17 protein-coding genes are annotated in these 24,448 nt (G+C 71.9%); 12 read left to right on the top strand and 5 right to left on the bottom strand.

Translation table 11 applies throughout. From position 1 onward, the window contains the following. Positions 1-129: 129 nt before the first annotated feature. The 3 genes from ABCS02_RS29585 to ABCS02_RS29575 all read left to right on the top strand — a co-directional run bounded on the left by ABCS02_RS29585 (position 130) and on the right by ABCS02_RS29575 (position 3,881). On the top strand, positions 130-2,019 hold the full coding sequence (locus ABCS02_RS29585; protein WP_345839301.1) for a hypothetical protein: 1,890 nt from the start codon (positions 130-132) through the stop codon (positions 2,017-2,019). A gap of 39 nt (positions 2,020-2,058) precedes the next feature. Further along, on the top strand, positions 2,059-3,024 hold the full coding sequence (locus ABCS02_RS29580; protein ID WP_345839300.1) for a tetratricopeptide repeat protein: 966 nt from the start codon (positions 2,059-2,061) through the stop codon (positions 3,022-3,024). A 71-nt stretch (positions 3,025-3,095) separates the two neighbouring features. Further along, complete coding sequence (locus ABCS02_RS29575; protein ID WP_345839299.1) at positions 3,096-3,881, top strand: NAD(P)H-binding protein; 786 nt, start codon at positions 3,096-3,098, stop codon at positions 3,879-3,881. A 19-nt stretch (positions 3,882-3,900) separates the two neighbouring features. On the opposite strand, the gene glgB is transcribed toward ABCS02_RS29575, so the two are convergent. Together glgB and ABCS02_RS29565 are read right to left on the bottom strand one after the other, a co-directional pair. Continuing rightward, positions 3,901-6,108, bottom strand: a complete 2,208-nt coding sequence (glgB, locus tag ABCS02_RS29570) for a 1,4-alpha-glucan branching protein GlgB (protein ID WP_345839298.1) — start codon at positions 6,106-6,108, stop codon at positions 3,901-3,903. Next, positions 6,105-8,081, bottom strand: a complete 1,977-nt coding sequence (locus ABCS02_RS29565; RefSeq protein WP_345839536.1) for an alpha-1,4-glucan--maltose-1-phosphate maltosyltransferase — start codon at positions 8,079-8,081, stop codon at positions 6,105-6,107. The genes glgB and ABCS02_RS29565 overlap by 4 nt, the downstream gene beginning before the upstream one ends. Before the next feature lie 202 nt (positions 8,082-8,283). Between ABCS02_RS29565 and glgP the strand changes: the two genes are divergently transcribed. Continuing rightward, entirely contained in the window at positions 8,284-10,851 is a 2,568-nt protein-coding gene (gene glgP / locus ABCS02_RS29560) for an alpha-glucan family phosphorylase (protein ID WP_345839535.1), read from the top strand. Between the two features lie 54 nt (positions 10,852-10,905). Here glgP and ybaK read toward each other — a convergent pair whose 3' ends face one another. After that, a complete protein-coding gene (gene ybaK / locus ABCS02_RS29555; RefSeq protein WP_345839297.1) occupies positions 10,906-11,400 on the bottom strand; it encodes a Cys-tRNA(Pro) deacylase in 495 nt (164 codons plus the stop codon). Beyond that, positions 11,400-13,517, bottom strand: a complete 2,118-nt coding sequence (gene glgX, locus ABCS02_RS29550; protein ID WP_345839296.1) for a glycogen debranching protein GlgX — start codon at positions 13,515-13,517, stop codon at positions 11,400-11,402. Before glgX ends, ybaK begins: the two co-directional genes overlap by 1 nt. A 48-nt stretch (positions 13,518-13,565) precedes the next feature. Between glgX and ABCS02_RS29545 the strand changes: the two genes are divergently transcribed. The 8 genes from ABCS02_RS29545 to ABCS02_RS29510 all read left to right on the top strand — a co-directional run bounded on the left by ABCS02_RS29545 (position 13,566) and on the right by ABCS02_RS29510 (position 23,804). After that, positions 13,566-14,771 (top strand): cysteine desulfurase family protein, encoded by a 1,206-nt coding sequence (locus ABCS02_RS29545; RefSeq protein ID WP_345839295.1) that lies wholly within the window; start codon positions 13,566-13,568, stop codon positions 14,769-14,771. Between the two features lie 9 nt (positions 14,772-14,780). Beyond that, complete coding sequence (gene mnmA, locus ABCS02_RS29540) at positions 14,781-15,881, top strand: tRNA 2-thiouridine(34) synthase MnmA (protein ID WP_345839294.1); 1,101 nt, start codon at positions 14,781-14,783, stop codon at positions 15,879-15,881. 247 nt (positions 15,882-16,128) lie between these two features. After that, positions 16,129-18,375 (top strand): NAD-dependent DNA ligase LigA, encoded by a 2,247-nt coding sequence (gene ligA / locus ABCS02_RS29535; RefSeq protein WP_345839293.1) that lies wholly within the window; start codon positions 16,129-16,131, stop codon positions 18,373-18,375. Between the two features lie 223 nt (positions 18,376-18,598). Further along, entirely contained in the window at positions 18,599-19,843 is a 1,245-nt protein-coding gene (locus ABCS02_RS29530) for an alpha/beta hydrolase (protein WP_345839292.1), read from the top strand. Between the two features lie 106 nt (positions 19,844-19,949). Continuing rightward, positions 19,950-20,246, top strand: coding sequence for an Asp-tRNA(Asn)/Glu-tRNA(Gln) amidotransferase subunit GatC (gene gatC, locus ABCS02_RS29525; RefSeq protein WP_345839291.1), 297 nt, complete (start codon positions 19,950-19,952; stop codon positions 20,244-20,246). Positions 20,247-20,248: 2 nt separating this feature from the next. Then, complete coding sequence (gatA, locus tag ABCS02_RS29520) at positions 20,249-21,796, top strand: Asp-tRNA(Asn)/Glu-tRNA(Gln) amidotransferase subunit GatA (RefSeq protein WP_345839290.1); 1,548 nt, start codon at positions 20,249-20,251, stop codon at positions 21,794-21,796. Beyond that, positions 21,796-23,295, top strand: coding sequence for an Asp-tRNA(Asn)/Glu-tRNA(Gln) amidotransferase subunit GatB (gene gatB / locus ABCS02_RS29515; RefSeq protein WP_345839289.1), 1,500 nt, complete (start codon positions 21,796-21,798; stop codon positions 23,293-23,295). Before gatA ends, gatB begins: the two co-directional genes overlap by 1 nt. Continuing rightward, complete coding sequence (locus ABCS02_RS29510; protein ID WP_345839288.1) at positions 23,292-23,804, top strand: GNAT family N-acetyltransferase; 513 nt, start codon at positions 23,292-23,294, stop codon at positions 23,802-23,804. Before gatB ends, ABCS02_RS29510 begins: the two co-directional genes overlap by 4 nt. A gap of 6 nt (positions 23,805-23,810) precedes the next feature. Here ABCS02_RS29510 and ABCS02_RS29505 read toward each other — a convergent pair whose 3' ends face one another. Beyond that, positions 23,811-24,392: a hypothetical protein gene (locus tag ABCS02_RS29505; RefSeq protein WP_345839287.1), complete on the bottom strand. Its 582-nt coding sequence runs from the start codon at positions 24,390-24,392 to the stop codon at positions 23,811-23,813. Positions 24,393-24,448 lie beyond the last annotated feature (56 nt).

The raw sequence follows: 24,448 nt of genomic DNA, 5'->3' as shown, positions 1-24,448 counted from the left end.
TACATTTCGAGGGCCGTACCCGCATGGGGGACTGCGTGACCGTGCAGACAACGGTTAGATGCCTCTCAGGGTGACCCATTATCGTTGTGTGACTGTGCCCGCCCCCCGTCCGGCACTGAGGAGTTCTGTTTGCGTTTCGTACTGGCCATCGTCGCGTTCGTGGTCGCTGCCGTCATGATCGTGGCCGGCATCGCCCAGCGCACGGTCTTCGCACCGCCGTCGCAGGTGACCGCTGCCGCGACCGTCCCCGCCGACACCCGCTACGTCGTCATCGACAGCGCGGTGCTGAACGCCCACCCCGGGCAGCAGACGCTGTCCGTCTCCGGCTCGAAGAACGCCAAGACCCAGATGGTCGCCTACGGCCGCACCGCCGACGTGAAGGCGTGGCTGGCGGACCAGAAGTACGCGACCATCGCCTACCGTGCGGGCGACAGCGCGGTGACGGTGAAGACCGTGACCCCGAAGTCCGGCTCGACCGGCTCCTCCGGCGCGGCCTCCACCGCCACCCCGGCCCCGACGGCGACGGCGACGCCCGCTCCCACCGGCGCTGCGACGACGCAGGCAGCCGCCCCCGGCCCGAACCCGGCCGGCTCCGACCTCTGGCTCGACGAGTTCGACGGCCAGGACGCCCAGGTCACCAAGATGAACGTCCCGTCCGGCGTCAGCGTCATCGTCGCCGGCGACGGGACCGCCCCGGCCCCGGACAAGATCGTCCTGACCTGGCCCGTCGACACCAGCACGCCGTGGGCGTTCCCGCTCATCATCGGCGGTCTCGTGCTCCTGGTGATCGGCATCGCGCTGTACCTGTGGGGGCTCTACACCCACCGCAAGTCGCGCGGACCACGACGCAAGAGCGGACCCAAGATGCCGAAGCTCCCCAAAGCCCCCAAGTACAAGCCGACCGCGTCCATCGAGGCGACCCCCCGTGGACGCCGGTCGACCCGCCGCACGCGCGTGATGGCCCCGGCCCTCCTCGCGGGGGTGCTCGCCCTGACCGGCACCGGAGCGGGCGCCGCATTCGCGGAGACGTCGACGCCCACGCCGACGCCGACTCCCACGGCGACGTCGAGCGCACCGCACGGCAACGCCAACTCCCCGGCGCCTGCCGTGACGGCGCCGCAGCTGGAGCGCATCGTCAAGCGCATCTCCGTCGCCGCGGCCAACGCGGACGCCAAGAACGACCCGAACCTCGCCAAGCTGCGCTTCGCCGGCCCCGCCCTGCAGCTGCGCGACGCCAACTACGCGATCCGCGTCAAGAAGGCCGACCAGCCCGCGCTGCCCGCCATCCCGGCCGGGCCGCTGGAGCTCTCGTTGCCGCAGGCGACCGACAGCTGGCCGCGCACCGTCACGGCCGTCGTGAAGATGCCGAACGACGCCACGGGCAAGGCGCAGGCCCCGCTCGCGCTCGCCCTCGTGCAGCAGACGCCGCGCGACAACTACATGGTGGAGTACGCCATCGCCCTGGAGCCGAACGTGAAGGTGCCGAACCTGGCGCCGGCGAGCATCGGCGCCGCCGTGGTGCCTCCGGACTCCAAGCTGCTCAAGGTCCAGCCCGACCAGGTGGCCGCCGCGTACGGCGACATCCTGCTCAACGGCGAGAAGAGCAAGTGGTACTCCAGCTTCGACCTCACCGACGACAAGCTCGTGGCGCAGGTCGGCGCCTCCTGGAAGGCCCAGGAGCAGGCCAGGCTCGCCCAGCAGTTCGGGCAGACCTCCACGCTCACCTTCGCGGGCCGCGTCGGCTCCGGCCCGGTCATCTCGATGGCGACCAACGACTCCGGCGCCATCGTCTGGGTCAACCCGGAGGAAGTGCAGCTCCACCGCGTGACGGAGGCCGGCGCCCAGGTCATCGCGGGCGCCACGACGGCTGCGCTGAGCGGGGTCGCGCAGTCCAACACCGGCATCGAGTCGGTGTACGGCTACCAGCTCGCCTTCTACGTGCCCCCGGCGGGCTCGGACGAGAAGGTGCGGCTGCTCGGCTTCGCCCAGGGGCTGGTCTCCGCGCGCGAGGTGCCGTGACCCGCATCCCGTACGGGACCGCGCAGTAGGCTTGACTCCATGAGTCAGCTTCCGCCCAATCCGACGAATCTCCGCGGCGCCGTGGACCTGAGCGGCCTGGTGAATCGGCCGCAGCCCGGCCAGGGCGACGCGGGCGGCGCGGCGCAGGGTGAGCCGGTCGAGCTGCCCAGCCTGTTCTTCCAGGGCACCGACGCCAACTTCAACGACTTCATCGACCTGTCGATGCGCATCCCGGTCGTGGTCGCGCTCACGGCCTCCTGGGCCGACCCGGACCGTGCGCTCGCGACCGTCCTCGACCGCGTCACGAACGACCTCGCGGGCCGGATCGTGCTCGTCCAGGTCGACGTGGACGCCAACCCGCAGCTCGTGCAGGCGTTCCAGGCGCAGTCGGCGCCGGCCGTGGCCGGCATCGTCTCGGGCCGGCCGGTGCAGCTCTTCACGGGAGCGCTGCCGGAGGACCAGGTGCGCGACGTCGTCGCCCAGCTCCTGGAGCTCGCCGCGCAGAACGGCGTCACCGGCATGGCGCAGGTCGACGCCGCGGCGGGGGAGACCCCCGGCGCGGAGGCCGACGAGCCCGCGCCCGAGCCGCCGCTGCCCCCGCTGCACGCCGAGGCGTACGACGCGATCGACCGCGGCGACTATCCCGCGGCCATCGCCGCCTACAAGACCGCCATCGCGCAGGACCCGCGCGACCAGATGGCGATCGCCGGGCTCGCGCAGGTGAGCCTGCTGGCGCGCCTGGCCGGACGCACGCTGGACGAGATCCGCAACGCCGCGGCCGCCGCGCCGCACGACAGGGACGCCCAGCTCGCCGTCGCCGACCTCGACCTCTCCGGCGGCCACGTCGACGACGCGTTCGACCGGCTGCTGACCCTGTTCCCGACGCTCGACGCGGAGGGCAAGGAGGCCGTGCGCGCCCGCCTCCTGGAGTTCTTCGAGATCGTCGGCGTGGACGACCCCCGCGTCGGCAAGGCCAGGGCTAGGCTGGCCTCGCTGCTCTACTGACGCGCCCCCTCCAGCCCCGGAGGTCGACCGCGCGGAGCGGCTGACATCCCTCTCGCCTGGAAGGCTCGCGCATGTCCCGTGTGCTCGTCGTCGGTGGGACCGGTCTCGCCGGTCGCGCCGTCACCGCTGAGGCCGTCGCGCGCGGCCACCAGGTCGTGGTCGCCGCCCGGCGCACGCCCGACGACGACTCGGCGGCGTACGTCGACGGCGCCGCCTATGTGACGGCCGACCTCGTGACGGGCGACGGGCTGGAGGAGGCGGTGAACGGCGTCGACGTGATCATCGACGCGAGCAACGCCGGCGGCCGCCGCGCGTCGCACGTGTTCGCGCACGGCTCCCGCAACCTCCTGCACACCGCCGCGCGCTTCGGCGTCGGCCGGGCGGTGCTGCTGTCCATCGCGGGCATCGACGGCGCGCGCTACCCGTACTACCGGTCGAAGCTGGTGCAGGAGAGCACCTACCTGGAGTCTCCGCTGGAGGTCAGGGTCGTGCGCACGACGCAGTTCCACGACTTCGTCACGTCGGTCTTCGAACGCGGACGCCGGTTCGGGACGCTGACGGCGCCCTCCGGCACGCGCTTCCAGCCCATCTCGGTGGCGGACGTCGCGCGCGTCCTGGTGGACGCGGCCGAGGGAGCGGGCGAGCCGGGCTCGACGCGCACGGTGGGCGGCCCGCGGGTCGAGAGCGCCCGCGCGCTCGCCCGGCAGTGGAAGGACGCCACCGGCACGCGCCGGCCGATCCTGTCGGTCCGCCTCGGCGGCCCGCTCGGCTCGGCGTGGCGGGCAGGGCGTCACCTCGCGCCGGAGCACGCGGTGGACGGCGTTCCCTACGCTGCGTGGCTCAGCGAATCCGTCTGACGCCTGATCCGCCTGAGACTCAGCGGCGCGGCCGCAGGTACAGCGCTCCCAGCGGCGGCAGCGTGAGCACCGCGGAGGCCGGGCGGCCCATCCACGGCTCCTCGTGCGCGGTGACACCGCCGAAGTTGCCGACGCCGGAGCCGCCGAAGTCCTCGGCGTCCGTGTTGAGGAGCTCCTCCCACTCGCCGGCGAACGGCAGCCCGACCCGGTAGTCGGCGTGCGGGTTGCCCGAGAAGTTCAGCAGCACGGCGATCGGCGAGCCGTCGCGGTCCTTGCGCAGGAACGCGAGGACGTTGCCCGCTGCGTCCGAGCCGTCCAGCCACTCGAAGCCGCCGGGGTCGTTGTCGAGCGCCCAGAGCTGCGGGTTGTCGCGGTAGACGGCGTTGAGCTGGGCGACGAGGTTCCAGAGCCCGCGGTGACTCGGCTGGTCGAGCATCCACCAGTCGAGGCCGCGCTCCTCGCTCCACTCGGAGTACTGCCCGAACTCCTGCCCCATGAACAGGAGCTGCTTGCCGGGATGCGCCCACATGAAGGACAGGAACGCGCGCACGTTCGCGAGCTGCTGCCAGTGGTCGCCCGGCATCTTGCCGATCAGGGAGCCCTTGCCGTGCACGACCTCGTCGTGGCTGATCGGCAGCAGGAAGTTCTCGCTCCAGGCGTAGACGAAGGAGAACGTGATCTCGCTGTGGTGGTAGCTGCGCCACATCGGGTTCTCCTGGATGTACTGGAGCGCGTCGTGCATCCACCCCATGTTCCATTTGAGCCCGAAGCCGAGGCCGCCCGAGGACGTCGGCGCGGTCACGCCGGCGTAGCTCGTGGACTCCTCGGCGATCATCACCGTGCCGGGGTTGCGCTTGTAGGAGGTCGCCGTGACCTCCTGCAGGAAGCCGATCGCCTCCAGGTTCTCGCGTCCGCCGTGGATGTTCGGCTCCCACTCGCCCTCGTTGCGCGAGTAGTCGAGGTAGAGCATCGAGGCCACGGCGTCGACCCGGAGGCCGTCGATGTGGAACTCCTCCAGCCAGTACAGCGCGTTCGCGACCAGGAAGTTGCGGACCTGCGAGTTGCCGTAGTCGAAGATGTAGGTGCCCCAGTCCTTGTGCTCGCCGCGGCGCGGGTCGGCGTGCTCGTAGAGCGCCTGGCCGTCGAAGCGGGCGAGCGCCCAGTCGTCCTTGGGGAAGTGGCCCGGCACCCAGTCGAGGATGACGCCGATCCCGGCCTGGTGCAGCCGGTCGATCAGGTACTTGAGGTCGTCCGGCGAGCCGAACCGGCTGGTCGGGGCGTAGTAGCCGGTGACCTGGTAGCCCCACGAGCCGCCGAACGGGTGCTCGGCGAGCGGCAGGAACTCGACGTGGGTGTAGCCCAGGCCGCCCACGTAGTCGATGAGCTGGTCGGCGGCCTCCCGGTAGCCGAGGCCCGGCCGCCAGCTCCCGAAGTGCAGCTCGTAGACGCTCATCGGCCCGGCGTGCGGGTCGGTGGCGGCGCGGCGCGTCATCCACTCGCCGTCCGCCCACTCGTGCCGGCTGACCGTGATCACCGACGCGGTGTTGGGCGGGATCTCGGCGAACTGCGCCATCGGGTCGATCTTGCGCACCCACTCGCCATTGCCGCCGAGCAGGTCGAACTTGTAGATGGAGCCCTCGCCGAGCCCCGGCACGAACAGCTCCCACACGCCGGAGGCGCCCATGTTGCGCATCGCGTGCAGGGTGCCGTCCCAGCCGTTGAAGTCGCCGACGACGCGGACGGCTCGCGCGTGCGGCGCCCAGACCGTGAACGAGGTGCCGGTGACGCCGCCGAGGTCGCGCACGTGCGCGCCGAGCGCCGTCCAGAGCTGCTCGTGCCTGCCCTCCCGGATCAGGTGGAGGTCGAGCTCGCCGATCGTCGGCAGGAACCGGTACGGGTCGTCCGTTGTCCACGTGCTGCCGCCGTCGTAGCGCGCCTCCAGCTCGTAGGCGCCGGGACCGACGATGTCGACGCCCTGCCAGATGCCGTGGCCGAGGTGGGCGAGCTCGATGTGCGCGCCGGTCGGCAGGATGGCGAAGACCGCCTCGGCGAGCGGGCGGAGCGCGCGGATCACCGTGATCGGGTCCTCGACGCCGCGTGCGGCGACCTGGTGCTGACCGAGCACGGAGTGCGGGTCGTGGTAGCTGCCGGTGGCGACGGCGCGCAGGATGTTGTCGTCGAGTGCGGGCAGGTCGACGGCGGCGGCGCCCTCGGGGATCGGGGTCATCGTGCGGCCTCCAACGGCTTGACGGTCAGGATGTGCACCGGCTCGGTGAACGCGTCGAGCCGGATGTAGGCGTCGGCCCCCCAGGTCCAGCGCTGGCCGGTGACGAGGTCGCGCACCTCGAACTGGGCGCCGGGTTCGATGCCGAACGCCGTGACGTCGAGGTGGATCATCGTCTCGCGCACCGAGTGCGGGTCGACGTTGGCCACGACGAGCACCGCGTCCGGCTTGCCGCTGCGGGTGAACTCGCCGGCCAGGTACTTCGAGTAGACGAGGATCGAGTCGTCCTCGCTGCGGTGCACCTGCAGGTTGCGGAGCTGGCGCAGCGCCGGGTGCTCGCTGCGCGCCCGGTTGAGCATCGTCAGGTACGGCGCGAGCGAGCGGCCGAGCGCGGCGGCCCGGGCGTAGTCCCGCGGCCGGTACTCGTACTTCTCGTTGTCGATGTACTCCTCGGCTCCCGGCCGGGCGACGTTCTCGTACAGCTCGAAGCCGGAGTAGACGCCCCAGGTGGGCGCCGCGGTCGCTGCGAGCGCTGCCCGGATCTTGAACGCGGCCGGGCCGCCGAACTGGAGGTACTCGGTGAGGATGTCCGGGGTGTTCACGAACAGGTTCGGCCGCAGGAAGTCGGCGGTCTCGGTCGCCAGCCCGGTCAGGAACTCCTCCAGCTCCTCCTTCGTGTTGCGCCAGGTGAAGTACGTGTACGACTGCTGGAACCCGGCCTTCGCGAGCGTGTGCAGCAACGCGGGACGGGTGAACGCCTCGGCCAGGAACACCACGTCGGGGTCGGTCTCGTTGACCGTGTGGATGAGCCACTCCCAGAAGTGCAACGGCTTGGTGTGCGGGTTGTCGACGCGGAAGATCCGCACGCCGAGCGACATCCAGTACCGGACGATCCGGAGCACCTCGGTGCGCAGGCCGTCGTAGTCGTTGTCGAAGTTGATCGGGTAGATGTCCTGATACTTCTTCGGCGGGTTCTCCGCGTACGCGATCGTCCCGTCCGGGAGGGTGGTGAACCACTCGGGGTGCGTCGTGACCCAGGGGTGGTCGGGGGAAGCCTGCAGGGCGAGGTCGAGGGCGATCTCCAGCCCGGCCTGCTTCGCTTTGCCGAGGAAGAAGACGAAGTCCTTCTCGGTGCCGAGGTCCGGGTGGATGGCTTCGTGGCCGCCGTCCGGCCCGCCGATGGCCCAGGGCGAGCCCGGGTCGTTCGGCCCGGCCTCCAGGGTGTTGTTCGGCCCCTTGCGGAAGGTGCGGCCGATCGGGTGGATGGGCGGCAGGTAGACCACGTCGAAGCCCATCGCCGCGACCTCGGGGAGGCGCTTGGCGGCGGTGCGGAACGTGCCGGACTGCCAGCTGCCGTCGGCGGCGCGCTTGGCGCCCTCCGACCGGGGGAAGAACTCGTACCAGCTGCCGACGCCCGCGCGGGTGCGCTCCACCAGGATGGCGCGCGTCGCCGAGAGCGACGGCAGGGCGACGACGGGCCGCTCGGTGAGGATGCGGCGGATGCGATCGTCGACCGCGGCCTGGAAGCGCTCGTCCACGCCGCGCCCGGCGTCGCCGACGACCCGGGCGGCCTCGGACAGGTGGCGGCGCTCCGCGGTGCTGCGGCGCTTGTCGGTCGCGGCCCGCTCCAGTAGCTCGCGTCCCATGGTCAGCATCAGCTCGACGTCGACGCCGGCCGGCACCTTGACCTCCGCGTTGTGCCGCCAGGTCGCGTACTCGTCGGCGTAGGCCTGGATGCGATACCGCCACAGGCCCTCCTCCTCGAGCTGGACCTGCACGCCCCAGCGATCGGTGCCGGGTGCCAGCGGCCGCATGTGGTGCTCGGTCTGGTTGCCGGACGGGTCGAGCAGGATCAGGTCGACGCCGATCCGGTCGTGCCCCTCGCGGAAGGCGGTGGCCCGGAACGGGACGACCTCGCCGCTGAACGCGGAGGCCGCCCAGTGGCCCTCGTCCACCTGCGGCGAGAGTCCCAGGATGGGGAGCCGGGGGAGCAGGGGGTCGTACTCGGGCGCCGTCTGGACGGGTTCAGGCTCGACGGCTGCCGGCGCCTCCGGTGCTGCGGCGGCTGATGATTTGGTCGCTGCGCTCTTTGCCACATGCCGACCGTACACTCATTCGCTCTTTCGTCATGAGCCCGCATTAACACTCCCGTCACGAGGCGCGTCTATGCTCGTGCGAGTGAAGGCCATCCGTAGATTCACCGTCCGCGCCGTCCTCCCCGAGACCCTCTCCGCTCTGGAGGAGATCGCCGGCAACCTCCGCTGGTCCTGGCATGAGCCGACCAAGGAGCTGTTCGCCCGCATCTCCCCGGAGCTCTGGCAGGAGGTCGAGCACGATCCGATCGCGCTGCTCGGGTCCGTCGAACCCGCGAGGCTCGCCGAGCTCGCCGCCGACCCCGGCTACGTCGACTGGGCGAATCACGTCCGCGACGAGCTGCGCGCCTACATCCACGACCCACGCTGGTATCAGTCGCTCGACGGCTCGGCTCCGGCCACCATCGCCTACTTCTCGCCCGAGTTCGGCATCGCGTCCACGCTGCCGCAGTACTCCGGCGGCCTCGGCATCCTCGCCGGCGACCACCTCAAGGCCGCCAGCGACCTCGGCGCACCGCTGGTTGCGGTCGGCCTGTTCTACCGCTCCGGCTACTTCGCGCAGGCGATCACGCCGGACGGCTGGCAGGTCGAGAGCTACCCGGCGCTCGACCCGGACGGGCTCCCGCTGAGCGTCCTGCGCGACCCGGACGGGGCGCCGGTGCAGATCACGCTCGCCCTGCCGGCCGGCGAGCTGCGCGCCAGGGTCTGGCAGGCCGCGGTCGGCCGGGTGACCCTGCTGCTGCTGGACACCGACATCCCCGAGAACGACGAGAGCCTGCGCTCGGTGACCGACCGGCTCTACGGCGGTGGCGGCGAGCACCGCCTGCTGCAGGAGCTGCTGCTCGGAATCGGCGGCGTGCGCGCCGTCAAGGCGTGGACCGAGCTCACCGGCGCGCCGGCGGCGGAGGTCTTCCACACCAACGAGGGGCACGCCGGCTTCCTCGGCCTGGAGCGCATCTCCGACCTGATCGGCGAGGGGCTGACGTTCGACCAGGCCCTCCAGGTGGTGCGCGCCGGCACGGTGTTCACCACGCACACGCCCGTCCCCGCCGGCATCGACCGGTTCGACCGGCCGCTGGTCGAGCGCTACTTCTCGACCGCGCTGCTCCCGGGAGTCGAGCCGGCCCAGGTGCTCGCGCTCGGCGCGGAGGACTACCCCGGCGGCTCGGAAGCCGTGTTCAACATGGCCGTCATGGGCCTCCGCCTCGGCCAGCACGCCAACGGCGTCTCCCGCCTGCACGGCGAGGTCAGCCGGCACATGTTCGGCGGCCTGTTCCCCGGGTTCGACAGCCCGGAGGTGCCGATCGACTCGGTGACCAACGGCGTGCACGCGCCGACCTGGACCGACCCGATGCTGCGCTCCCTGGCGATGGAGCGGCTCGGCACCGACGACACCACGCACGCCGACTGGGCGAACCGCGGCGCCGTGAGCGACCTCGACCTGTGGAGCGTGCGCACCCGGATGCGCGAGCAGCTCGTCAAGGACGCCAGGCATCGCGTCGCCGCGGCCTGGGAGGCGCAGAACCCGGGTGGGATCGCGCCGGTCTGGATCGGCGACCTCCTCGACCCGAACGTGCTCACCATCGGCTTCGCCCGGCGCGTGCCGACCTACAAGCGGCTCACGCTGATGCTGCACGACCCGGAGCGGCTGAGGAACATCCTGCTGCACCCGGAGCGTCCGGTGCAGTTCGTGATCGCGGGCAAGTCGCACCCGGCCGACGACGAGGGCAAGCGACTCATCCAGAAGCTCGTGCAGTTCGCCTCCGAGCCGGAGATCCGCTCGCGGATGGTGTTCCTGCCCGATTACGACATCGGCATGGCCCAGCTGCTCTACCCGGGCACCGACGTCTGGCTGAACAACCCGCTGCGCCCGCTGGAGGCCTGCGGCACCTCCGGGATGAAGGCGGCGCTGAACGGCGGGCTCAACCTGTCCATCCTGGACGGCTGGTGGAACGAGTTCTACGACGGCGAGAACGGCTGGGCGATCCCGTCCGCCGACGCCGCGGGCGACGGGGCCGAGCGCGACGCGCTGGAGGCCGAGGCGATGTACGACCTGATCGAGCACCAGATCGCGCCGCGGTTCTACGACCGCGACGGCGACGGGGTGCCGGAGACCTGGGTCGGCCAGATCCGGCACACGCTGGCGACGCTGTCCTCCCCGCTGAGCGCCGAGCGGATGGTGCGCGAGTACGTGGAGCGGCTCTACATCCCGGCCGCCGCCAACGAGAAGCGCCTCAGCGCCGACGACTACCGCGACGCGCGCGAGCTCGCCGCCTGGAAGGACCGCGTGCGATCCGCGTGGCCCGGCGTGAACGTGGCCCACGTCGACGCGGGCGGCCTCGACGCCGTGCCGCAGGTGGGCGACCAGCTCCGGGTGCGCGCTCTGGTGCACCTCAACGGCCTGCGCCCGGAGGACGTGGAGGTGCAGCTGGTCTACGGCCGCAGCTACGACGGCGAGGACCTGACCGGCGTGCACTACGAGCGGCTGACGCTCGACCACGTCATCCCGGGCGCCGACCCGTCCGTGGCGCACGAGTTCTCCGGCGGCGTGACGCTGACCTGGGCCGGCTCGTTCGGGTACACCGTGCGCGTCGTGCCGGTCAACGACCTGTTGCTGTCGTCGGCCGAGCTGGGGCTGGTGGCCGCGGCCTGACGATCTATCTGACAGGACACGCCGCCTCAGCCCCGGCCGAGGCGGCGTGTCCTGTCAGTTAGTTCGCGCGATCGGCGCGTAGGTCGCGTTCGTGGCGGCGACGAGCGCGTCGGGCGCGAGCTCCAGGTCGAGGCCGCGGCGGCCTCCCGAGACGTACACCGTGTCGAAGAGCTGCGCGGTCTCGTCCACGACGGTGACGTGCCGGGTCTTCTGGCCGATGGGGGAGATGCCGCCTACGACGTAGCCCGTCCGCCGCTCGGCGACGGCGGGGTCGGCCATCACCGCTCGCTTGGCGCCGACCGCCGCGGCGAGGGCCTTGAGGTCGAGCATCCCGGTCACCGGGACGACGCCGACCACCAGCCCGAGCTCGGTGTCGGCCAGCAGGGTCTTGAACACCCGGTCCGGCTCCACGCCCAGCGCGTCGGCGGCCTCCAGACCGTAGGAGGGCGCCGCAGGGTCGTGCTCGTACGCGTGCACGGCGAACGGGATGTCCGCAGCTCCCAGTGCGACCGTGGCGGGCGTGCCGGCCGAGGCCGGGCGCTTCGCCATCAGGCCGTCCCCGCCGGCGTCTCGACGCGCGGCCCGTTCGCCCGGTAGAGCTGCATCGAGGTGCCGCCCACGAGGCGTTTGCTGCCCGGCGCGAGCTCGACGCCGTCCTCCAGGATCGGCACCTCCGTCGCGCTGTCCCAGAGCAGCTGGTACGACTCGACGCCCGGCGCGACCGGGAGGGAGACCTCCACGTCGTCCTCCACGCCGTGCACGATCAGGAGCACGCGGTTGAACTCCTCCTTGTCGGGCGTGGAGGCCGCCAGGTACTGCAGGGTGCGGTTCTCCGGGGAGTTCCAGTCCTCGTCGTCCATGAGCGCGCCGGTCGCGTCGTACCAGTCCATGTGGCTGGCGTTCGGCGTGGTCTGGCCGTAGACGGCGAACCGGCTCGGACGCAGCGCCGGGTTCTCGCGGCGCAGCTCCAGCAGGCGGCGGGTGGTGTCGAGCATCTCCCGCTGCTCCCTGGTGCGCAGCCAGCTCATCCAGGTGAGCTCGCTGTCCTGGCAGTAGGCGTTGTTGTTGCCGCGCTGGCTGCGGCCGAACTCGTCGCCGGCGGTGATCATCGGCACGCCCGCGGAGAGCAGCAGAGTGCCCATCAGGTTGCGCATCGCCTTGTGCCGGTCGAGCAGCACGTGCTCGTCCAAAGTCGGGCCCTCCGCGCCGTGGTTGAACGAGCGGTTGTTGTCGGTGCCGTCGCGGTTGTCCTCGCCGTTGCCGAGATTGTGCTTGACGTTGTACGCGGTCAGGTCGGCCATCGTGAAGCCGTCGTGGGCGGTCACGAAGTTGATGGAGGCCAGCGGGCCGCGCTCGGGCGAGAACGTGTTGGAGGAGCCGGCGAGCCGGGTGGCGAAGCCGCCGATGCCGATCGGGGCCTGGCCGTTGCGGCGCGCCTCGGCGATGTCGGCCAGCCAGAAGTTGCGGACCCGGTCTCGGTAGCGGTCGTTCCACTCCGACCAGCCGTCCCTGCCGCAGGTGCCGTCGGCGTTCTCAGGGCCGCCGGGAAAGTTCCCGGTCTGCCAGCCGCCGATCCCGACATCCCACGGCTCGGCGATGAGCTTGACGTCGGCGAGCGCCGGGTCGCTCAGCATGTCGTTGATGAGCGGATGGTCGCGGCTGTAGGAGGCGTCCTCCCCGCGGCCCAGCGTGACGGCGAGGTCGAACCGGAACCCGTCGATCTGCACCTCCTGCGCCCAGTAGCGCAGCGAGTCGAGCACCAGGCGCTGCGGGACCGGATGCCCGAAGTCCACCGTGTTGCCGCAGCCGGTGACGTCGATGTAGACGCCGTTCGCGTCCTGCCGGTAGTAGGTGGCGTTGTCGATGCCGCGGAAGCTGGTGCGCGGGCCGCCGATGCCCTCCTCGGCGGTGTGGTTGTAGACCACGTCGAGGATCACCTCGATGCCCGCCTCGTGGAGCAGCTTCACCATCCCCTTGAACTCCACCAGCACGGCCTCCGGACCGGCGGCCTGGGCGGCTCGGGTGGCGTAGGGGGCGTGCGGGCTGAAGAAATTGAGGGTGTTGTAGCCCCAGTAGTTGGTCAGGCCCTCGCGGATGAGGCGCTGCTCGGACGTGAACGCGTGCACCGGGAGCAGCTCCACGGCGGTGACGCCGAGGTGCTTCAGGTAGCCGATGGTGGACTCGTGGGCGAGCCCGGCGTACGTGCCGCGCAGCTCCTCCGGCACGTCCGGGTTCTGCCGGCTGATGCCGCGCACGTGCGCCTCGTAGACGACGGTGTGGTCCAGCGGGGTGCCGGGCTTGCGGGAGTCGCCCCAGTCGAAGCCGTCGGAGACCACGGTCGAACGCCACTCCTCCGGGCCGACGCGGGTCAGGCCCTTGGCGTACGGGTCCATCAGCAGCGACTCGGGATTGAACATGTTCTGCGGGCCGGACGGGCCTGAGACGTTGATCGCGTACAGGCTGCCGACCTGGAGGCTGCGGGAGCGGCCCATCCAGACGTTGTTGGCGTCCTTGACCATCGTCACGGTCTTGGTCCGCCAGTCCGGGTCGTCGCGGTGGAACAGCAGGAGCTCCATCGCGTCGGCGTGCTCGGAGTACACCCGGAGCTCGCCGCCGTGCGGACCGATGCGTACACCCAGGTTGCGCAGAGGATCGGCGGACGTCATGCGTTCTAGAGTAGGACCACACCGCGCCGCACCCTGAAGGAGGCTCCGGTGCCCGTCTACCTCGACCACGCCGCCACCACCCCCATGCGCCCGGAGGCGATCGCCGCCTTCACGGACGCGCTGGGGCTCGTCGGCAACCCGTCGAGCATCCACAGCCAGGGCCAGCAGGCCAAGCGGATGCTCGAGGAGGCGCGCGAGGCGGTCGCGTCGACGCTCGGCTGCGACCCGATCGAGGTCGTCTTCACCTCCGGCGGCACGGAGGCGATCAACCTCGCGATCAAGGGGCTGTACTGGGCGCGCAACGCCGGGGCCGCGCGTCCGCGCGTCCTGGCGCCGGGCGGGGAGCACCACGCGACGGTCGACGCGGTGGAGTGGCTGGAGCGCGCGGAGGGGGCGCGGGCGCAGTGGCTGCCCCTCGACCCGGAGGGGCGGATCGCGCCCGCCGTCGTCGCGGACGCCCTGGCCTCCCCGTCGGATGCCGCGCTGCTGACCTTCCTCGCCGTGAACAACGAGGTGGGGACGATCCAGCCGGTCGCAGAGCTGGCCGCACTCGCACGCGACGCCGGGGTCCCCGTCCACGTGGACGCGGTCGCGTCGTACGGCCACCTGCCCCTCTCGTTCACCGAGTTCGGCGTGGACGCCCTCAGCGTCTCGGCGCACAAGATCGGGGGACCGGTCGGGATCGGGGCGCTCGTCCTCGGCCGGCGCTCGGCGGTGGTGCCGCTCATCCACGGCGGCGGCCAGCAGCGCCAGGTGCGCTCCGGGACGCAGGACGTCGCAGCGGCCGTCGCGTTCGCTGCGGCGGCGCTCGCCGCGGAGGCCGAGCGCGCCGACGAGGCCCGCAGGCTCGCCGGGCTGCGCGACCGGCTGATCCGCGGGGTCCGGGAGGCCGTGCCCGCGGCGGTGCTGAGCGGCCCCGAGCCGTCGAGCGGCGAGCGAGTGGCCGCCAACGCCCACTTCGTCTTCCCCGGCGCGCAGGGCGACTCGCTGCTGTTCCTGCTGGACCTCGCCGGGCTGTCGGTCTCCACCGGCGCGGCCTGCACGGCGGGCATCCCGGAGCCGTCGCACGTGCTGCTCGCGATGGGGCGCAGCGAGCAGGAGGCGCGGAGTGCGCTGCGCTTCACGCTGGGCCGCACCTCCACCGAGGCCGACGTGGACGCGCTGCTGGCGGCGCTCCCGTCCGCGTACGCCCAGGCTGCGCGCGCCGGCCTGGCCGAGCGCGCACCCGGGAGCCGCTCAGCCGCCACGGCGTAGACTCCTCGGGTGCGAGTTCTGGCAGCGATGAGCGGTGGCGTCGATTCCGCCGTGGCCGCCGCGCGCGCTGTGGAGGCCGGGCACGACGTCGTCGGGGTGCACCTGGCGCTCAGCCGGATGCCGGGCACGCTCCGCACCGGCAGCCGCGGCTGCTGCACCATCGAGGACTCGATGGACGCCCAGCGCGCCGCGAACATCATCGGCATCCCGTACTACGTCTGGGACTTCTCCGAGCGGTTCAAGCTCGACGTCGTGGACGACTTCATCGCGGAGTACTCGGCCGGTCGCACCCCCAACCCGTGCATGCGCTGCAACGAGCGGATCAAGTTCGCCGCGCTACTGGAGAAGGCGCTCGACCTCGGCTTCGACGCCGTGTGCACCGGGCACTACGCGAGCATCCTGACCGACGCCGACGGCAACCGTGAGCTGCACCGCGCGAGCGCCTGGGCCAAGGACCAGTCGTACGTGCTCGGCGTGCTGACGGCCGACCAGCTCGCGCACGCGATGTTCCCGCTCGGTGCGACGCCCTCGAAGGCGGAGGTGCGCGCGGAGGCGGCCGAGCGCGGCCTGAGCGTGGCCAACAAGCCGGACTCCCACGACATCTGCTTCATCCCGGACGGCGACACGCGCGGCTGGCTGGCCGAGCACGTCGGAGCTGCGGAGGGCGACATCCTCGACCGCGAGGGCAACCGGCTCGGCTCGCACGAGGGCGCGCACGCGTACACGGTCGGCCAGCGCAAGGGCCTCAACATCGGCTACCCGTCCCCGGACGGCCGCCCGCGTTTCGTGCTGGAGGTCCGGCCGAAGGACAACACGGTGGTGGTCGGCCCGAAGGAGGCGCTCGACATCGCCGAGATCGCGGGCTCCCGCTTCACCTGGGCCGGGCAGGCCCCTGTGTCGCCATCGACGCCGTTCGCGTGCGAGGTCCAGATCCGCGCCCACGCCGACCCCGTCCCCGCGGTGGCGCAGGTGCGCGACGGCGAGCTCGTCATCCGCCCCGACGCCCCCCTGAACGGCGTCGCCCCCGGCCAGACCGCCGTCGTCTACGTCGGCACCCGCGTCCTCGGCCAGACCACGATCGACCGCACCGTCTCCGCCGTCCCGGTCTGACCCCGTCGGCAACGGAGGACATCCGGGCCGCCGCCCCGCGTGTCGGCAGCCAACGGAGGACATCCGGCTCGGCCTGCCCCCGATCTCCTCCGTTCGCGACGGCGCGGGCGTCGGTAACGGAGGAGTTTGGGCGGGATTGGGGACAGATGTCCTCCGGTCGCTGACTTTTGCGGGCGGGGCGGGGTGGATGTCCTCCGTTGGCTCCAGGGTGGCAGCGGGGGTCGGTGGTCGTGAATATGCTTGCTGGGTGACCGACGAGCAGGACGCGCACGCACGCGCGGAGGCCCAGGACCTGACCACCCGCATCCTCGAGCTGCGCGACGCGTACTACGAGCGCGACACCGTGCTCGTCAGCGACGAGGAGTACGACCGCATGCTGCGGCGCCTCGAAGAGCTGGAGCGCCTGCATCCCGAGCTGCAGAGCCAGGACAGCCCCACCCAGACCGTCGGCGGCCGCGCGCAGACGACGCTGTTCGCGCCCGTCGAGCACGCCGAGCGGATGCTCAGCCTCGACAACGTGTTCTCGCTGGAGGAGTTCGAGGGCTGGGCCGCCAAGGTCGAGCGCGACGCCGGTCGCCGGGTCGACTACCTCTGCGAGCTCAAGATCGACGGCCTCGCGATCAACCTCCGCTACGAGAACGGCGCGCTCGTCTCCGCCGCCACCCGCGGCGACGGCGTCGTGGGGGAGGACGTCACCGAGAACATCCGCCTGATCCCGGCCATCCCGCAGCGGCTCGCCGGCGACGGCCCGTTCCCGCCGCTGGTGGAGGTGCGCGGCGAGGTGTTCTTCCCCGTCGCCCAGTTCGACGAGCTCAACGCCCACCAGCAGGAGGCCGGCGAGCGCGTCTTCGCGAACGCCCGCAACGCCGCCAGCGGCTCGCTGCGGCAGAAGGCGGAGGGCAAGAACGCCGCCCAGCTCGCGCTCATGCGCGACCGGCTGCGCCGCCTGCACATGCTCGTCCACGGCATCGGCGCCTGGCGGAACCCGCCGGTCGACGCCCAGTCGCAGGTCTACGAGCTGCTGAGCTCGTGGGGCCTGCCGACCTCCAGCCACTACCGGGTCCTCGGCACGGTCGCCGAGGTGGACGAGTTCATCCGCTACTACGGCGAGCACCGCGGCAGCGTCGAGCACGAGATCGACGGCATCGTGATCAAGGTGGACGAGCTGGCCCTCCACGACGAGCTGGGGGCGACCTCCCGCGCGCCGCGCTGGGCGATCGCCTACAAATACCCGCCGGAGCAGGTCAACACCAAGCTGCTCGACATCGTGGTCAGCGTCGGCCGCACCGGTCGCGCCACGCCGTTCGCGGTGATGGAGAAGGTGCGCGTCGCCGGCTCCGAGGTGCGCCAGGCCACCCTGCACAACCAGGACGTCGTCAAGGCGAAGGGCGTGCTCATCGGCGACACGGTCGTCCTGCGCAAGGCGGGCGACGTCATCCCGGAGGTCCTCGGCCCGGTGGTCGAGCTGCGCGACGGCACCGAGCGCGCCTTCGTGATGCCGGAGAACTGCCCGGAGTGCGGCACCAGGCTCGCTCCGGCCAAGGAGGGCGACATCGACCTCCGCTGCCCCAACTCCGAGTTCTGCCCGGCGCAGGTGCGCGGCCGGGTGGAGCACATCGGCTCGCGCGGCGGGCTCGACATCGAGGCGCTGGGGGAGGTCGCGGCCGCGGCGCTCACCCAGCCGCGCTTCCCGGAGACGCCGCCGCTGCCGACCGAGGCCGGGCTGTTCGGGCTGACCGTGCGGGAGCTGTTCCCGATCGAGGTCGTCGTCCGCGACTCCGAGACGGGGCTGCCGAAACTGACCGACTCCGGGGCCGAGAAGGTGGACACACCGTTCCGCCGTCGTCGGCAGAAGAAGGACGGACCGTTCCACCCCGACTCCGCGGAGTTCGACGGTGACGAGTTGTACGTTCCCTCCAAGAACGCGCTGGAGCTGGTGGCGAACCTCGCCGCGGCCCGCACGAAGCCGCTCTGGCGCATCCTCGTGTCGCTCAACATCCGCCACGTCGGCCCGGTCGCCGCCCGCGCGCTGGCCGACCACTTCGGGTCGCTCGACGCCATCCGCGGCGCCTCCCGCGAGGAGCTCGCCGCGGTCGACGGCGTCGGCGGGATCATCGCCGACGCGGTGCTCGCCTGGTTCGAGGTCGACTGGCACCGCGAGATCATCGAGCGCTGGGCAGCCGACGGAGTGCAGTTCGCCACGCCCGGTCACGCGGGACCCGGCGCGCAGGCCGACGCGGGCGGCGTCCTGGCGGGACTGACCGTCGTCGCCACGGGCTCGCTGGAGGGCTTCACTCGCGAGGGGGCGCAGGAGGCGATCATCTCCGCGGGAGGAAAGGCGGCCTCCAGTGTGTCCAAGAAGACCGATTTCGTCGCCGCAGGACCGGGCGCGGGGTCTAAGCTCGCCAAGGCGGAAGAACTGGGGGTGCGCGTGATCGACGCGGCCCAGTTCGCGATCCTTGTCGAGAAGGGCCCCTCCGGGCTCGAAAACTAGTCCGTCACTTTGTGGACAGACCACAAGTTATCCCCCTGAATCGGGGGTAGAACGGCCATCCGTCCACCCCCCGGATGCGGCTAGAGTCGTGGTGTGCGCTCGCCCGGTGCACGCAAGGGCTTAGCTCGCTCGCTCTCGGAGGGACCCGGACGGAGTGCTGGTCGGCTTTGCAGCAGCTTCCATCGTCACCTCGGTCGTCACAGGACTGACCGGGGCCTTCGTCATGCCTGCCGACGGTGTGCAGGCGGCGCAGCTTCCCGCGGTCGCCCAGCCCGCACCGGCGGCGATCGGCGACGCGCCGGCCAGCTCCGGCCCGGCGGGAGCGGGCGCCGCCGCCGCGAGCGCCGCGGCCGTCTTCGGCTCGATCCGCGCGGTCGACCCCGCGGCGCTGCCCGGGTTCCTCGGCGCGCACGCCTCCGACCTGAACCGGCTGCTGACCAACCCGCCCGCGGCGAGCGACGTCAGCCAGCTCTGGAAGCTCCTCGACCCGTCCCGCCAGGCTGCGCTCGTGAAGTTCGCGCCGCACGTGATCGGCAACCTGGAGGGCGTCCCGTACGACATCCGCGGCAAGGCGAATGTGCTCGACCTCGACCGCACCATCGCCTCCGCGAAGTCCGACCTGCGCACGCAGCGCGGCAAGACCGAGCGCGTCGCCCTCAAGCGCCAGCTCACGACGCTCGGCAACGTCGAGACGGCGCTGAAGAAGAAGGACGGCGTCACCCGCACGCTGGTTTCGCTCGACACGTCGGCGGACGCCAGGGCCGCGATCGTCGTCGGCGACCTCCGCACAGCGCGCTACGTGAGCGTGCTGGTCCCCGGCATGTACATGGCGGTGGGGGAGCAGGTGGAGGGCTGGGCCGACGTCGCGCAGGACCTCTACTCGCAGGAGACCGGCTTCCTCAAGCGCTTCCTCGGCTCCCGGTCGCACGGCACGGTCCCCGGCGTCGCGGTCGTGGCGTGGATCGGCTACCAGACCCCGGTGCTGACCAACATCGGTGGCATGGACCTCGCCAAGCAGGGCGCCGACAGCCTGGAGCGCACGCTGATCGGCCTCCAGGCGCTGCGCAAGGCGGACCCGCCGTACCTGAGCGTGCTCGCCCACTCGTACGGCTCGACGGCCGCGCTGCTCGCTCTGGAGAAGGGCACCGTCACCGTGGACGCGCTCGCGCTGATGGGCTCGCCGGGGTCCGACGCCCAGTCCGTGCACCAGCTCGGCGTCCGCGGCGGCAATGTGTACGTCGGCAAGGCGTCGATGGACCCGATCGTCAACAGCGCCTTCTTCGGCAGCGACCCGGGCGCGCCCTCCTACGGCGCGAAGAAGATGGGCGTGGACGGGGCGACCGACCCGATCACCCACAAGAGCCTCACCGGGTCGAGCGGCCACAACGAGTACTTCACCGCAGGGACCGAGTGCATGCGCAACCTCGCCCTGATCGGCATCGACCAGGGCGACCGCGTCCTCCGCTAGCGAGCGCGTCCGAGGACGTCCGCCGGGCGTCCCTGCGGGCGGGCGCGGGCGGTCGCGGTCACCCTAGAATTGACTCAGCCCACTGACGACACCACCACGGAGACGCATGTCCGAAATCAGCGCAGAACAGGTCGCGCACCTGGCGAACCTCGCCAGGATCGACCTCAGCCCGGAGGAGATCGAGAGCCTCACCAGCGAGCTCGGCCAGATCGTCGAGGCGGTCGCCAAGGTGCAGGAGGTCGCCGGGCCCGACGTCGCAGCGACGAGCCACCCGCTCCCGCTCACCAACGTGTTCCGGTCCGACGTGGTGCGCCCGTCGCTGACCGTCGAGCAGGCGCTCTCCGGCGCCCCCGAGCGCGAGGGCGACCGGTTCAAGGTCGCCACCATCCTGGACGAGGAGTAAGCATGACGGATCTGACCAGGCTCTCCGCCGCCGCCCTCGCCGACCTGCTCGCCACACGGGAGGTCTCCTCGGTGGAGGCCACCCGCGCGCACCTCGACCGCATCGAGTCGGTCGACGCCGACGTGCACGCCTTCCTCCACGTCGCGGGCGAGAACGCCGTCCGCACCGCCGCCGAGATCGACGGCCGCCGGGCCGCGGGCGACCCGCTCGGCCCGCTGGCCGGCGTCCCCGTCGCGATCAAGGACGTGCTCGCCACCCACGACATGCCGTCGACCTCCGGCTCGCGCATCCTGGAGGGCTGGATCCCGCCCTACGACGCCACGGTCGTCCGCAAGCTGCGCGACGCCGACCTGGTGCCGCTCGGCAAGACCAACATGGACGAGTTCGCGATGGGCTCCTCCACCGAGCACTCCGCGTACGGCCCCACCCGCAACCCGTGGGACCTGGAGCGCATCCCCGGCGGTTCCGGCGGCGGCTCGGCCGCGGCCGTCTCCGCCTTCGAGGCGCCGTTCGCGCTCGGCTCCGACACCGGCGGCTCGATCCGCCAGCCCGCCGCCGTCACCGGCTCGGTGGGCGTCAAGCCGACCTACGGCGGCGTCAGCCGCTACGGCGCCATCGCGCTGGCGAGCTCGCTCGACCAGGTCGGCCCCGTCTCCCGCAGCGTGCTGGACGCCGGTCTGCTGCACGACGTGATCGCGGGTCACGACCCGTTCGACTCCACCTCCCTGACCGACACCTGGCCGTCGATGGCCGATGCGGCCCGCGCGGGCCTGCGCGACGGCGCGCTGAAGGGCGTGCGCGTCGGCGTGGTCCGCGAGCTGAACGGCGAGGGCTTCCAGGCCGGCGTCAAGCAGCGCTTCGTAGAGGCGCTGGCGCTCCTGGAGGGCGCGGGCGCCGAGATCGTGGAGGTCGAGGCCCCGAGCTTCGAGTACTCGGTCGCGGCCTACTACCTGATCCTCCCGGCCGAGGCGTCCAGCAACCTGGCCCGCTTCGACTCCGTGCGCTTCGGCCTCCGGGTGAACCCGGAGGACGGCCCGGTCACCGTCGAGCGCGTGATGGCCGCGACCCGCGACGCCGGCTTCGGCACCGAGGTCAAGCGCCGCATCATCCTCGGCACCTACGCGCTGAGCGCCGGCTACTACGACGCCTACTACGGCTCGGCCCAGAAGGTCCGCACGCTCATCCAGCGCGACTTCTCCGCCGCGTTCGAGAAGGTGGACGTGCTGGTCAGCCCGAGCGCTCCGACCACCGCGTTCAAGTTCGGCGAGAAGCTGGCCGACCCGATGGCGATGTACCTCAACGACATCACCACCATCCCGGCGAACCTGGCGGGCGTGCCCGGCATGGGCCTGCCGATCGGCCTGGCGCCGGAGGACGGCCTGCCTGTCGGCATCCAGCTCATGACGCCGGCCCGCGCCGACGCCCGGCTCTACACCATCGGCGCCGCCCTGGAGCGGCTCCTGGAGGAGCAGTGGGGCGGCAGCCTGCTGAGCCAGGCGCCCGACCTGAGCGCCACCGAGATGTTCGCGAGCGAAGAGGGAGCGGTCTGATGGCCACGGCCGAACTGATGGATTACGACAAGGCCCTGGAGCTGTTCGAGCCGGTGCTCGGCTTCGAGGTGCACGTCGAGCTGAACACTGCGACCAAGATGTTCTGCGGCTGCGCGAACGAGTTCGGCTCGGGCGCGAACACGAACACCTGCCCGACCTGCCTGGGCCTCCCCGGCGGCCTCCCGCAGGTGAACGAGAAGGCGATCGAGTCGAGCATCCGCCTCGGCCTCGCGCTCGGCTGCGATATCGCGGAGTCGAGCCGGTTCGCGCGGAAGAACTACTTCTACCCCGACCTGGCGAAGGACTTCCAGACCTCCCAGTACGACGAGCCGATCGCCCACGACGGCGTCGTCACGATCGAGCTGGAGAACGGCCGCGAGCTGCGCATCGAGATCGAGCGCGCGCACATGGAGGAGGACGCGGGCAAGCTGACGCACGTCGGCGGCGCCACCGGCCGCATCCAGGGCGCCGACTACTCGCTGGTCGACTTCAACCGCGGCGGCGTGCCGCTGGTCGAGATCGTCACCAAGATGATCGAGGGCGCGGAGGCCGACGCCCCGGAGGTCGGCCGCACCTATGTGCGCGCCATCCGCGACCTGGTGAAGGCGCTCGGCGTCTCGAACGCGCGCATGGAGGAGGGCAACGTCCGCTGCGACGCGAACGTCTCGCTCCGCCGTCGCGGGTCGTCCGAGCTCGGAACCCGCACCGAGACCAAGAACGTGAACTCGCTGCGCTCGATCGAGCGCGCGGTCCGCTACGAGATCCAGCGTCAGGCCGCGATCCTCGACGCCGGCGGCACGATCACCCAGGAGACCCGGCACTGGCACGAGGACACCGGCACCACCTCCGCCGGCCGTCCGAAGTCGGACGCCGACGACTACCGGTACTTCCCGGAGCCCGACCTGGTGCCCGTCGCGCCGAGCCGCGAGTGGGTCGAGGAGCTGCGCGGCACGCTGCCTGAGGCGCCGGCTGCCCGCCGCAAGCGCCTGACAGCCGAGTGGGGCTTCACCGCCCTGGAGTTCCAGGACGTCGACAACGCCGAGCTGCTGGACGAGCTGGAGGCCACCATCGCCGCCGGCGCGACCCCCGCCGCCGCCCGCAAGTGGTGGACCGGCGAGATCGCGCGCCTCGCGAACGCGCAGGGCGTCCCGGCGGGAACGCTGGTCAGCCCGCAGCACGTGGCCGAGCTGGCCGCCCTGGTCGACGCGGGCACCCTCACCGACCGTCTGGCCCGCCAGGTGCTGGAGGGCGTGATCGCGGGCGAGGGCGCCCCGCAGGAGGTCGTGGACGCCCGCGGTCTCGCGGTCGTCTCCGACGACGGCGCGCTGATCGCGGCCATCGACGACGCGCTCGCGGCGCAGCCGGACGTGCTGGAGAGGATCCGCGACGGCAAGGTCCAGGCCGCCGGCGCGGTCATCGGCGCCGTCATGAAGGCGATGAAGGGCCAGGCGGACGCGGCGCGCGTGCGCGAGCTGGTGCTGGAGCGCGCCTCGCAGTGACCCCGGCGGTCGAACTCGTCACGGACGCGAGCGCTGCTGCGGCGGCGCTCGCGCCCGTGCTGATCGACACCGTGGAGTCCGGCGCGAGCGTCGGCTGGATCGAGCCTCCCACGCACGACGAGGCGGTGCTGTGGTGGAGCGCGCTCCTCGCCGACCCCGACACCGAGACCTGGATCGCCCGCGACGGCGACCGTGCGCTCGGCACGATCAGCCTGGTACGCGCGGCCAAGCGGAACGGCCCGCACCGCGCCGAGGTGATCAAGCTCATTGTGCGCCGGGAGGCCAGGGGCCGCGGCATCGCGCCTGCGCTCATGGCAGCGCTGGAGGAGCATGCGGCCGCGAGCGGGCTCACGCTGCTCGTCCTCGACACCGAGACCGGCAGCCTCGCCGAGTCGCTGTACGGCCGCTGGGGCTGGCAGACGGTCGGCGGCATCCCGGATTACGCGGTGGCGCCCTCCGGAGAGCTCGGCGGCACGACGATCATGTTCAAGCGGCTCGCCGGCCGCTGACGGCTGTCAGAGCATCCAGGCGGTGCAGTTGCCGTCCTCGTCGCGCTGCGCGCACTGCCAGGACGGCTCGCAGTACAGGAGGTTCCCGTCGCCGTCCACGTGGGCGACGTTCGGCGGCGGGCACTGGGTCTGCGCGTCATCGCTCGGGGCCGGCTCGGCGGGGGCCGGGTCGGCCGACTGGTCGCCGCTCGTCTGGCCACCGGTCGCCTGAACGCCGGTCGAGCCCGAGCCGGTGGAGGAGCCGCCTCCGCTCTGGGCTGCCGCCTGGTCTGCTGCAGCCTGGTTGGCGGCCGCCTGGTCCGCTGCGGCCTGCGCCGCCTCGGCGGCCGCCTGCGCGGCCAGCGCCTGCTGCTCGGCCGTGAGCCGCGCGCCGAGCGCGTCCCGATAGCCGCCCTGATCGTGGCGGAGCGAGTCGGCCACCGCTGCCTGCTGGGCGGCGCGGACCGAGGCGGCATGCGCGTCCGCCTCGGCGGCGCGCGCCGCCGAATACGTCACCGTCACGATGAGCAGGACGAGCGCGACGACGGCCGCCGCGGCGGCGATGATCCCCTTCGGATGCCCGCGCCACGCGTTCGTGAACGTATTCATAGAATGCAGGGTAGACGATCCGGTCCCCTTCCGCCTAGCACCGCGCCCGGGCCGTG

This window comes from Microbacterium sp. X-17 (genome assembly GCF_039615055.1).
The sequence above is the reverse complement of the archived record's forward strand: the minus strand, read 5'-3'. Positions and strand labels throughout refer to the sequence as shown.